The 11473-nt window shown below is 65.8% G+C and carries 11 protein-coding genes and 1 riboswitch; of the genes, 2 read left to right on the top strand and 9 right to left on the bottom strand.

The annotated features are described in order from the left end of the window. Position 1 precedes the first annotated feature (1 nt). Positions 2–1663 (top strand): substrate-binding and VWA domain-containing protein, encoded by a 1662-nt coding sequence (locus CH306_RS21160; RefSeq protein WP_141214774.1) that lies wholly within the window; start codon positions 2–4, stop codon positions 1661–1663. A 3-nt stretch (positions 1664–1666) separates the two neighbouring features. Then, the gene (locus CH306_RS21155; protein WP_094647877.1) at positions 1667–2806 is read left to right on the top strand and encodes a metallophosphoesterase; all 1140 of its coding nucleotides are present in this window, start codon (positions 1667–1669) and stop codon (positions 2804–2806) included. A 60-nt stretch (positions 2807–2866) separates the two neighbouring features. On the opposite strand, the gene gcvP is transcribed toward CH306_RS21155, so the two are convergent. The 9 genes from gcvP to CH306_RS21110 form a co-directional block, all read right to left on the bottom strand. After that, positions 2867–5719, bottom strand: coding sequence for an aminomethyl-transferring glycine dehydrogenase (gene gcvP / locus CH306_RS21150; protein WP_094647876.1), 2853 nt, complete (start codon positions 5717–5719; stop codon positions 2867–2869). A gap of 193 nt (positions 5720–5912) precedes the next feature. Further along, positions 5913–6010, bottom strand: a riboswitch (glycine riboswitch). Positions 6011–6021: 11 nt separating this feature from the next. Beyond that, on the bottom strand, positions 6022–6579 hold the full coding sequence (locus tag CH306_RS21145) for a MerR family transcriptional regulator (RefSeq protein ID WP_052050517.1): 558 nt from the start codon (positions 6577–6579) through the stop codon (positions 6022–6024). Positions 6580–6976: 397 nt separating this feature from the next. Next, positions 6977–7450, bottom strand: coding sequence for a bifunctional nuclease family protein (locus tag CH306_RS21140; protein ID WP_045195099.1), 474 nt, complete (start codon positions 7448–7450; stop codon positions 6977–6979). An 89-nt stretch (positions 7451–7539) separates the two neighbouring features. Then, positions 7540–8277 carry a transcriptional regulator FtsR gene (gene ftsR / locus CH306_RS21135; protein WP_032398137.1) on the bottom strand — a complete coding sequence of 246 codons (738 nt, stop codon included), beginning with the start codon at positions 8275–8277 and terminating at the stop codon, positions 7540–7542. Beyond that, positions 8274–8771, bottom strand: a complete 498-nt coding sequence (odhI, locus tag CH306_RS21130) for an oxoglutarate dehydrogenase inhibitor Odhl (RefSeq protein ID WP_032398138.1) — start codon at positions 8769–8771, stop codon at positions 8274–8276. The genes ftsR and odhI overlap by 4 nt, the downstream gene beginning before the upstream one ends. 213 nt (positions 8772–8984) lie before the next feature. Beyond that, entirely contained in the window at positions 8985–9389 is a 405-nt protein-coding gene (gcvH, locus tag CH306_RS21125; protein ID WP_045195096.1) for a glycine cleavage system protein GcvH, read from the bottom strand. A gap of 41 nt (positions 9390–9430) precedes the next feature. Beyond that, positions 9431–10180 (bottom strand): DUF881 domain-containing protein, encoded by a 750-nt coding sequence (locus tag CH306_RS21120; RefSeq protein ID WP_094647875.1) that lies wholly within the window; start codon positions 10178–10180, stop codon positions 9431–9433. Between the two features lie 3 nt (positions 10181–10183). Then, positions 10184–10612: a small basic family protein gene (locus CH306_RS21115; protein ID WP_094629434.1), complete on the bottom strand. Its 429-nt coding sequence runs from the start codon at positions 10610–10612 to the stop codon at positions 10184–10186. Beyond that, positions 10609–11424 (bottom strand): DUF881 domain-containing protein, encoded by an 816-nt coding sequence (locus tag CH306_RS21110; protein WP_256981226.1) that lies wholly within the window; start codon positions 11422–11424, stop codon positions 10609–10611. The genes CH306_RS21115 and CH306_RS21110 overlap by 4 nt, the downstream gene beginning before the upstream one ends. Positions 11425–11473: the final 49 nt, after the last annotated feature.

Raw genomic sequence — 11473 nt, 5'->3', positions numbered from 1 at the left:
CGTGATCGTCGTGATCACGATCGCGGTGCTCGCCGCGGCCGTGTTCGGATGGTTTCAACTGCGGGATCGAATCCTCGATCAAGGGGTCGAAGCTGCCGACACCTGTGTGGAGGGATCGGCGGTGCTCACTGTCGCCGCCGATCCCGACATCTCCGGGCCGGTGGAACAATTGGCTGCTCGGTTCAACGACACCGCACCGGTGGTCCGTGATCACTGTGTGACGGTGCAGGTTCGAGCCACGGCATCCGATGCCGTCCGGATGGCATTGAACGCCGGTATCGACAACTGGGACGTCGGAGCACTCGGCGCTCGGCCGGGCCTGTGGATACCTCAATCGTCGGGCGACGTCGCGGCCGTGACCGACCGAGGAGCCCTCGACGGCACCCCGCGGCCACTCGCGGCGAGTCCGGTGGTACTCGCGGTGCCGTCCGCCCTGGCCGACTCTCTCACGTCGGTGAGTTGGGCCGACCTGGTCCGCCTGCAACGCGACCCACAGGCACTCGGCCTCGGCGAGTGGGGCGCACTCCGTCTCGCACTGCCGACCGGATCCGATGCCGGCGCAACCACACTCGCGCTCGCCGCCATCGCTGCCGGGGTACGCGGCGATCCGGCCACCGCACTGACCCTCGACCAGGTCTCGTCGAGAGAACTGGTCTCGGCCGTGTCGGAGCTTGCCGTCACCGACACCGGAGCCTCCGCAACGTCTGCATCCACAACCTACGACTCACTCGCCGCCCTGGAGAGCTCGCCCGGCCCCGACGCCCCCGTCCACGCTGTTCCGGTCACCGAACAGCAACTGGCGTCGACCGATTCGTCGACGTTGACCGCCGTTCGACCTCAGGGCTTCACTCCCGTCGCCGATCATCCCGCGGCCGTACTCTCCGGCGACGAGACCTCGACCAGGGCGGCCGGCGCATTCGTCGATTTCGTCCGCCAGCCGGACGGCGCGCAGCTGCTCACGGATGCGGGCTTCGGCGTCGGCGAAACACAGAACTCCGGCACCGTCGCTGCTCCCTCCGGACCGGTTGCCGACGCGCTGCTGGACGTGCTGCGAAATCCGGTCCTGCCGCGTCGAGCCACCGTACTGCTCGACGTGTCCGAGTCGATGGGCACGAGCGAGGGCAGTGCGACTCGGCTGCAGAACTCGGTTCGCGCCCTCGGCGAGCAGTTCCAGCGAGTACCCGACTCCACCGAGCTGGGCCTGTGGAGCTTCAGCGAGGATCTGGACGACTCGCTCCCCTATCGCGTCGACGTTCCGACCGGCCCGATGGCGGCTCAGGTCGCGGCGGCTTCCAGGCGCGACGCGCTGAATTCCGGTGCAGTGGCGTTGACACCGGAATCCGCGTCGTATTCCGCCCGGTCGTTGCTGGCCGCCTATCGCGATGCCGTGGCCGGGTTCGTCCCCGGACGCGTCAATTCCGTGGTGCTGATCACCGACGGTCCCAACGACGACCCGTCGCTGTCCACCCAAGACCTGCTCACCGACCTGAACTCGGCATCCGATGCCGAACGTCCGGTCGCAGTGAACGTGGTGATGATCGGCGACAACACCGACGCGACCGCGTTCACCGACATCTCGGCCCGGACGGGCGGCACCGCGACGACCGTGCCGACGTCGGATTCTCCGGATTTTTTCGATCTACTCGGAAAGTTGTTGTACTAGAACATGTCTCGCGTAATTTTCGTCGGTGTCTTCTTGCTCCTCGTCACCCTGTTCCTACACTGGCGATTCCTCTCCGTCACCGGAATGCCGACACGTCCCAAGAGGGCTGTCGATGCTGTGCTGGCGCTGTTGTGGCTGTGTGCGGTGATCGGCTTCGGCAGCGGCGTCGCATTCGATCCGTCCTGGGCACGGGGCCCCGCGTTCGTCGGGCTCACATGGCTCGCCGTGGTGCTGTACCTGTTCCTGGGAACCGTACTGGTGGCCGTGATCTGCACCGTCGTGAGAGTGGTTTTCGCGGCGCGGCATCGCGATTCGTCCGCGGCTCGACTCCGTGTGTCGAGGATCGGCTCAGCGGCGGTGTCACTCGTCAGCGTGGTCGCAGTGGGGTACGGACTCGTCGAGGCGGCAACTCCGCGCGTGACGAACACCGCCGTTACGCTCGACAGGCTACCGGCCGAATTCGACGGCGTCCGAGTGGCATTGGTATCGGACCTGCACGCGGGCCCCTCCCGCGGTGCGGGGTTCGTACGGAAGGTCGTCGATTCGATCAACGCTCGAAATCCTGATGTCGTGCTGCTCGACGGCGATCTCATCGACGGCACGGTTGCTCTGGTGGGAGAAGACCTGGAGCCGCTCCGCGACCTCGACGCCCCGCTCGGTGTGTTCGCCGTCAGCGGCAACCACGAGTTCTATGCGGGTGACGGCGGCGAATGGCTCGACTTCTGGTCCACGCTCGGCATCGACGTTCTACGCAACGAGCGCACGACGATCACTCGTGGTGACGCCGCGATCGATATCGCCGGCATCAACGACGCCACCGCACCGGCACCGTACGAACCCGATCTCGCCGCGGCATTGGACGGGATCGACCCGGATCGATTCGTATTGTTGATGGCGCATCAGCCGTTGCAGGCGGTGGAGGCGTCCGACTTCGGAGTCGACATGCAGGTGTCCGGGCACACGCACGGGGGTCAGATCTGGCCGATTCGGTACCTGGTGCCGCTCCAGCAGCCGAGTGTCGAAGGGCTGGACACGATCGGCAACACCACGCTGTACACCACCAGGGGTGCGGGCGCGTGGGGTCCACCGGTTCGCGTCGCCGCTCCGCCCGAGATCGCGATGCTCGAACTCACCCGGGGCTGAAGCCTGCGACACGCGTAGAGCAGAGCCCGCCACGTCGACGTGGCGGGCTCTGTTGCAGGCTCAGGCGAACGCCTCGATCGGTGGGCACGAGCACACCAGGTTGCGATCACCGTGTGCACCGTCGATGCGTCGCACCGCGGGCCATACCTTCGGACGGTCGTAGCCCGCGGGGTAAGCAGCGAGTTCCCGTGAATACGGGTGATCCCATTCGGCGGCCAGGCTCCGAGCGGTGTGCGGTGCGCCTCGAAGTGGGTTGTCCTCGACCGTCCATTCGCCCGATCCGACGCGATCGATCTCTCCCCTGATGGCGATCAGGGCATCGCAGAACGCGTCGATCTCCTCGAGGTTCTCGCTCTCGGTCGGCTCGACCATCAGAGTTCCGGGCACCGGGAAGCTCATCGTGGGCGCGTGGAAACCGTAGTCCGCCAATCTTTTCGCAACGTCGTCGACAGTGACTCCGGTGTCCTTGGTCAACCCTCGCAGATCGAGAATGCACTCGTGGGCGACCATGCCGTTGTCGCCGGTGTACAGAACCGGGAAGTACTCGTCGAGGCGGCGGGCGATGTAGTTGGCCGACGCGATGGCAGTCAACGTCGCCTGCCGAAGTCCCGTCGCACCCATCATCGCGATGTAGGCCCAGGTGATCGTCAGGATCGAGGCACTGCCGTAGGGGGCACCGGACACCGTCGGTCCCGAACCGAGCTGTGGGGCCAGTGGATGCCCCGGCAGGTACGGCTGCAGATGCGACCGCACACCGATCGGTCCCACACCGGGCCCGCCGCCTCCGTGCGGGATGCAGAATGTCTTGTGCAGGTTCAGGTGGCTGACGTCGCCGCCGAATCGGCCGGGGCGCGCCAGACCGACGAGGGCGTTGAGGTTGGCACCGTCGACGTACACCTGACCGCCTGCGTCGTGGACCGCTGCACAGATCTCGGAGATCTCGTGCTCGTACACGCCGTGGGTGGAGGGATAGGTGATCATGATCGCGGCGAGGGTGTCGGTGTGCTCGGCGATCTTGGCGCGCAGGTCGTCGACGTCGACGTCACCGTTGGGACGGCAGGCCACGACGACGACGCGCATACCCACCATCACCGCCGAGGCTGCGTTGGTGCCGTGGGCACTCGACGGGATCAGGCAGACGGTGCGTTCGGCATCGCCGTTGCCGAGGTGGTAGCGACGTATGGCGAGCAGTCCCGCATATTCGCCTTGGCTGCCTGCATTCGGCTGCAGGCTGACCGCGTCGTAGCCGGTGATGTCCACGAGCCACCGTTCCAGGTCGGCGATCACCCTCAGCAGACCGGGCACGTCCGAGGACGGAGCGAAGGGGTGCTGACGGGCGAACTGCGGCCAGGTGATGGACTCCATCTCCGCGGTTGCGTTCAGCTTCATCGTGCACGAACCGAGTGGAATCATGCTGCGATCGAGAGCGATGTCCTTGTCGGACAACGCGCGCAGGTAGCGCAGCATGGCCGTCTCGGTCCGGTACCGGGTGAATGCCGGGTGCGTGAGGTATTCCGAGGTGCGCGTCATGTTCGCCGGCAACGACTCGGCTCCGGCACCGGCGGTTTCTGCACCGAACGCTGCGAGTGCGTTCGCGATGTGCTCGGGTGTCGTCGCCTCGTCGCACGCTACGGCGACGTGGTCGGCGTCGACCAACCGCAGATTGATGCCGCGTTGCTTGGCATCGTCGACGACGGCCTCGGCCCTGCCCGGGATCGACGCGAGGACGGTGTCGAAGAATTCCGAGTGCACCACGTCGATGCCTGCCTCTCGCAGACCTGCGGCCACGTTTCGAGCATGCACATTCACCCGAGTCGCTATGGCCCGCAATCCGTCTGCGCCGTGGTAGCTGGCGTACATCGCGGCGACGATGGCCAGCAGGACCTGAGCGGTACAGATGTTGGAGGTCGCCTTCTCGCGGCGGATGTGCTGCTCGCGGGTCTGCAGCGCCAGACGGTAGGCGCGGTGACCGTCCGCGTCGAGCGAGACCCCGACCAGTCGGCCGGGTAGCTGACGGGAATGACCTGACCGCACTGCGAGGTAGCCGGCGTGCGGTCCGCCGTAGCCCATCGGGACACCGAACCGCTGGGTGGTTCCGAAACAGACGTCCGCGCCGATCTCACCGGGCGGAGTCACCACGGTGGCGGCCAGCAGGTCCACTCCCACGGCAACCAACGCGCCACGTTCGTGCGCGGCCTCGATGGTCGCCGTGTGATCGACCAGACGGCCCGATGCTCCCGGCAGCTGCGCCAGCACACCAAAAAATTCCCCGTCGGGCAGGCCGTCGGCCAGATCGGCGTAGACCAGTTCGATCCCCAACGGCTCGGCGCGAGTGGCCAATACGGCCTCGGTCTGCGGAAAGATGTCGGAATCGACCAGTAGCCGAGGGGACTTGGAAGCTCTGTTCGCGCGCCGCATCAAGGTCATGGATTCGGCGGCGGCCGTCGACTCGTCGAGCATCGACGCATTCGCCACGTCCATGCCGGTGAGGTCGGCGACCATGGTCTGGAAGTTCAGCAGTGCTTCCAGCCGCCCCTGGCTGATTTCGGGCTGATACGGCGTGTACGCGGTGTACCAGGCCGGATTCTCCAGAATTCCCCGGGTCAGCACCGGCGGGGTCAACGTGTCGTAGTACCCGAGGCCGATCATCGACGTCGCCACGGTGTTCTGCCCGGCGAGCTCGGCCAGTGCGGCGAGTACCTCGTGCTCGCTCAGGGCAGGCGGCAGTGTTGCCATGCCCTCGGGAACGCCGTCGACCACGGTGTCGAGGATGGACGACGGAACGGCCTTGCGGGCCAGCTCGTCGAGACTGTCGACGCCGATCGTGTCGAGGATGCGGACCAACTCGGTGGCGTCGGGGCCGATGTGGCGGTCGACGAAAGTGTGTGCGGACGAGGCGGTTCGGTCGGTCACGATGTGCTCCCAGGTGCCGGAAAGACGAGGCGTCGGACGACCGAGGCATGCGCTCCGGCCGCTCCTCCCCCTCTGTCGTGTGCCCGCTGACGCGCGCGCCTGAGAGATTCGGTCGGACACGGCGCGCCAGACAAGCGCGCCGGCACCTTTCCCCTTGGGCGGGTGGGTGCTCCCACCACTTTCCAGAGTTGTCGAAGCCCACACGGTCCGTGTGCCTGAGAGATTGACGGGGAGGTGTTGCTCCTTCGGCGTCCGAGACTGGGTGCCTCGGAACTCTCCCGCGCGGGCGCGACGAGGAAAGTCTAGCCGGTCTTGCGGCTCGCGCGATTCTTGCGGCGCGACGCCAGCTCGTCCTCGGGGCTCGACTGGCTTTCACCGCCGTCGGCTCGTTCGGCCGGGAAGTCGGCGATGGTGCCGGTGAGCTCGCGCATCGCGCCGTTCACGGCGATACCGAACACGCCCTGCCCGCCTTGGAGGAGGTCGACCACTTCTTCTGCCGACGTGCACTCGTACACGGTGGTGCCGTCCGAGAACAGCGTGATGTTGGCGAGGTCGCCCACACCGCGCTGGCGAAGGTGGTCGACGGCGACGCGGATGTTCTGCAGCGAGATCCCGGTATCGAGCAGGCGCTTGACGATCTTGAGGACGAGCATGTCCTTGAACGAATACAGCCGCTGGCTTCCCGACCCCGCTGCGCCGCGGATGGATGGCACGACCAGCCCGGTGCGGGCCCAGTAATCGAGCTGGCGGTACGTGATGCCGGCGATCTGGCAGGCACTCGGCACGCGGTAGCCCACGAGTTCGTCGGGCACGGAGTCGTCGGGGAACAATCCCGGTTGAATGTCCTGGGGCGCTTCGATTCGGGCGTTCGACGCCTGGTCGGAGGTGTCGACCCGAGCATCGGCACCGACGGGCGTGTCCTCGGTCCGGCCTGCGGCTGCGGACTCTCGACTGCCGTGATGCTGCTGCGGCTGATCTCCCACTGACTGCTCCCTCTCGGATGTCTCACTGCGTTCGGATCGAGTCAGTACTGCGATCCGTCCGAGACACTGGAGATGTCTCGGTGTACTCGCGTGAAGTCATACCGTGTACCAGGCCAGAGTACGCCTCGGCAGCTGTCGAAGAGGCGTGAACTGCACCGGATCGGACCAGCAGCGGCGATGAACTTCACTGGCACGAACGTTATGGGGACGATCGTGCAGATTCAACGCAACGCGCCGTAAACCTGAACCTAAAGTTGAGGTTGAGACTCTTCTGTTACCCGTCGGTGGCTTTGAAGTCGTCGGGAGACACGGATTCGAGGAACTCCTTGAACTTCTCGACCTCGTCCTCGCGCTCGTCGGGCATGATCAACCCGGCTTCGGCCAACACGGGCTCCTCGGCGAAGATCGGCACCCCGGCCCGAAGTGCGATGGCAACCGAATCCGACGGCCGAGCGGAGACTCTGATGTCCTTGTCGAACACGAGATCGGCGTAGAAGGTGCCCTCCTGCAGATCGACGATGCGCACCTCCTTGAGCTGGTGCCCCAGTGCCGAGATCAAGTCCTTGACGAGATCGTGGGTGAGGGGCCGAGCAGGTTGGACGCCCTGCTGCTCCAAAGCGATTGCAGCAGCCTCTGTTTGACCGATCCAGATCGGGAGGTACCGGTCGCCGTCGGCCTCACGCAACAGCAACACGGGCTGGTTCTGCGGTTGTTCGACACGAATACCGACCACACGCATCTCACTCATCGTGTCTGCCTCTCAACTCGAGAAATCCGGACTGCGCTGAAGACCGGCTCAGCCCAGTCTATTGGAATTCGAAACGACACGAGAGCGCGTCACCGGTCGAGCGCACCGCGCACCGCCGCTTTGACGAGACAGGTGTGCAAGGTCAAGGACAGTGCGGCCAACTCACGGATCATTTCCTCCGCGCGATCGCGCGCACCGGCGTCTCGGCCCTTGGCAACGGGTCCGGCGATCTGCGCAACCAACCCGGCTTCGCGGTCCGCCGCGAGCTTGAACGCTCGAAGGTGGCGCACTTCGAGACCGAACTGCAACATCGCGTGTGCGGTTCGGGCGAGCGTCACCGCTCCGTCGTCGTAGAAACCGGCCTGCCCGGGAGTGATCAAACCGGCTCGCAGCAGCTCGGTCAGAAACGCATCGTCGATGCCCGCCTGAGCGAGGAGGTCTGCCTTGGCGATACGAACCTCTCGATCGGGCAGAAACTCCTCGGGCGACACCTCACCGGCAGCGACCGTGAGCGACCGCGGACGCTTGACCGTCGCGTCGGCCCGTTCCACGGTGGCGACCCCGTGGTCGATGGCTTCGAGCTGTTCCTTGATGACCTTGAGCGGCAGGTACTGATCGCGCTGCGCGGTCAGTACGAAGCGCAGACGCTCGCAGTCCGCGATGGAGAACCGTCGGTACCCCGAGGGTGTGCGCTCCGGCGAAATCAGACCCTCGGCTTCGAGGAATCTGATCTTCGAGATGGTGACATCAGGAAAGTCGGGCCGAAGTCGATCGAGGACGGAGCCAATCGACATCCCCCCGTTGGACTGCTGCCCGACGGCGGTCACTGGCTTCCTGCACCCGCAGACGTGTCGCCGACCTGAGATCCGTTGCCACCGCGCGGTCCGGTGAGGAACACCAGCCGGAACTTGCCGATCTGGACCTCGTCACCGTTTGCCAGCACGGCCGAGTCGACCGGCTCCCGGTTGACGTACGTGCCGTTGAGGCTGCCGACGTCCACGACCTGGAAGTCGTCCTCGTCCTGCCGGAACTCGGCGTGCCGACGGCTGACGGTGACATCGTCGAGGAAGATGTCACTGTCGGGGTGCCGACCGGCCGAAGTGGTCGGCTGGTCGAGCAGGAACCGTGACCCGGCGTTGGGTCCCCGCTTGACGACGAGCAGCGCGGCACCGACAGGCAACCCCTCGACACCCGATACCGGAGCTTCGGTGCTCTGGGTGGCCGCGGAGTTGTCCAGCTCCTGCAGGAAATCTGCGCGGAAGACCGAGGTGGTCTCTGCCGGTGACTCCCCGTAGTTGCTGTCGTTGTCGTTCTGGCTCACCGTTACTCCTTCTCAGTCCGTTCACCCGAGGCAGCGATCGCCGCGGGTAACGCAGTACATGGTCTTCACATCGGGTGTTGCTTGGCGTTCGGTGGTGCGTAGCGTCGTACAGCTTGCTGGACCTTCGCCCCGACAGGGTATTCGCTCGGTGTCGACCGTACCCTGCGCGGCGCGGGCCGTGTGGCCTGTTGGCCGGTGTCGACAGCCGGCCGATCACTCGGCCGTGATGAGAGCATATCCGGCGGCATCGAGCATCTGCGCCAGTGCCGCGTCCAACTCCTCCGGTGTCGAAACCTCGAGGTCGATCAGCCAGCCTCCGGTGTAGGGGCCCGAATTCACCTTCTCCGGTTCGCCGTCCAGATCCTGGTTCACGGCAACCACTTTCGCGGTCAGAGGGCTGAACACGTCGGAGACACTCTTGGTGGATTCGACCTCGCCGAGAGACTCGCCCGCGGTGACGGTGTCGCCGATGGAGGGAAGCTGAACGAACACCACGTCGCCCAACTGCGACTGCGCGAAATCGGTGATACCGATCCGCACCGTTGCAGGCCCCGTGCGCTGCACCCACTCGTGCTCGGGGGTGTAGTACAGATCAGCTGGTGTGTCGATGTCGCTCAACGCGGCATTCCCTTCGATCGTGGCCCGGGGCAATCAGGCGGTCAGTTTCCGGGCTGAGCGTATTGACGCGGGCGCGGGTCCCGCAAGGCGGACACCGTGACCTGGTCCGACTGCGCGATGTTCGTCGTTGCACCGTTGCGAGTCACCGTGTCCACGACCCCTCCGGGAATGTTCAGTGCCGATGCGAGAGTCGGCGGGTCTCCGATGGCAGTGAAGGTGTACGGGGCACGCAGTTCTCGCCCGTCGATCACCACCCGACCCGCAGAACCGGCGATCCACGAGTCGACACCGATGCGCACGGAATTGCCGCCGCCCTCGAGCTGGAGTGCTTCGGCACCGGCCGCGCGCAACTCCTGCATCGCGTCGAGCAGCACGTCCGATCCCACGCCCGAGTTCGGGTCCTCGATCACCACTGTCACGCCTGGCCCCTGGGCCGCGACGGTGCCGACTTGAATCGACAACGCGGACAGTCGCTCCTGCGCTTCCGCCACTGCTGCCTCCGATCCCGAACCGGACTGACGCAGTGTCGCCAGGGTGGCCTGCAGGGTGCCGATCTCGTCCCGGATGGACGCCTCGCGTCGGGTCAGGGTGTCCAGGACGACCAGAAGGTCCTCGGGCCGGGAGTTCTCCAGGCCATCGGTCGTGCTCGTCTCTCGTACCTGCGTTGCCAGGCCGATTCCCAGGACGCACAGAAGCGCGAGCGCCAGTAAACCGAATACCGCTCCGCGCCTTCGCCCTTCTGCCTCGGGACGCCGCGCACGCCATCCGTGTCGACCGCCGCCTGCCGTCATGGTTCAGGCACCGAACAGACGTCGGCGTAGTGCGGCAGCATTGCCGAAGATACGAATTCCGAGGACGACGACGATTGCCGTGGACAGCTGAGTTCCCACTCCGAGCTGGTCACCGAGCCACACGATCAAGGCCGCGACCAGGACGTTGAACACGAACGAAATCACGAACACCTTGGCGTCGAAGATTCCGTCGAGGAAAGCCCGTACACCACCGAACACTGCGTCGATGGCCGCGACGACGGCGATCGGCAGATACGGCGCAACCACAGCGGGAACCTGAGGACCCGCGACCGTCCCGATGACGACGCCGACCACCAGTGCGGCGATCGCTGCGAGGGCATAGACACCGTGGGTCGGAGTGATCGGCGCATCGGACGGCACCTGCACCTCGGACTCGGCCGGTACGGCATTCGGTGGATCGTGCTCCGTCATCGTGGGCCTGCCTCCTCTGCCTCGAACGACTCTCTCACAGCAGCGGGACCGAGTTCGAGATCGGTGGCCGGGCGCACCGTGAATCCGACGCCGTACAACTGCGCCACCGTACTCATCCGCAGATAGGCGTCGCTGACGACGAACTGGACCTGAATACGCTGCGGCGGCCCGATCGCGTCGATCTCGTACGGTGAGTCGATCGGGCGGTTGTCCAGCAGCATCGCCCCACCCGCCTGCCGGATGGTGACGTTCGGTCCGACTCGAACACCGTCCACCGATATCGCCTCCGCCCCGCTCGCCCACAACGAATTGACGATCGCAGCGATGTCCCGATCGAGCACGGCTGCGCCCGAACCCCGGCGAACCGACCGATCCGACGTGTCGTCCTCGACAACCGGTTCGGTGACGACGACCGAGAGCCCAGGTCCGGACACCCGATCGATGCCAGCAGCGGACTCGACAGCACTCAACCGTTCCAGCAGCGCACTGCCCGAGACATCGGACCGAAGGGCTCTCTCACGCTCCGAGGACACTTCTTCGGCCAGGGCCTGCTGCGTCACTTCCAAATCGGCGCTGCGATCCTGCGCGGCTCGAACAGCAGCCGACGCATCGGCACCCGCACGGTCGACATCGGCTGCACCGGACGCCAGTTGCGAGAACGCGATGCCGAAGATCACCCCGACGACGACGGCACCCCCCAACAACCAGAACGCCGCAGGAACTCGCGGCTTGCGGGTGTGCTGCGCAGTACGTTCGGCGGCCGCGGCGTCGTATCCCGGGTCCAGATGGTCGGTCAGCAACGACGTCAACAACGACGGGACCGGATTCCTCCTGACCTGTGAACTCGACCGCCCTGGTCGT

Source organism: Rhodococcus sp. 15-725-2-2b, assembly GCF_002259075.1.
Classification (GTDB): domain Bacteria; phylum Actinomycetota; class Actinomycetes; order Mycobacteriales; family Mycobacteriaceae; genus Rhodococcoides.
The sequence above is the reverse complement of the archived record's forward strand: the minus strand, read 5'-3'. Positions and strand labels throughout refer to the sequence as shown.

What these genes read in the sequence shown, in the direction of transcription:
- CH306_RS21155 (WP_094647877.1), top strand. Translation starts at nt 1,667, where the DNA reads ATGTCTCGCGTAATTTTCGTCGGTGTCTTCTTGCTCCTCGTCACCCTG.
- CH306_RS21140 (WP_045195099.1), bottom strand. Translation starts at nt 7,450, where the DNA reads ATGAGTGAGATGCGTGTGGTCGGTATTCGTGTCGAACAACCGCAGAAC.
- CH306_RS21120 (WP_094647875.1), bottom strand. Translation starts at nt 10,180, where the DNA reads ATGACGGCAGGCGGCGGTCGACACGGATGGCGTGCGCGGCGTCCCGAG.
- CH306_RS21115 (WP_094629434.1), bottom strand. Translation starts at nt 10,612, where the DNA reads ATGACGGAGCACGATCCACCGAATGCCGTACCGGCCGAGTCCGAGGTG.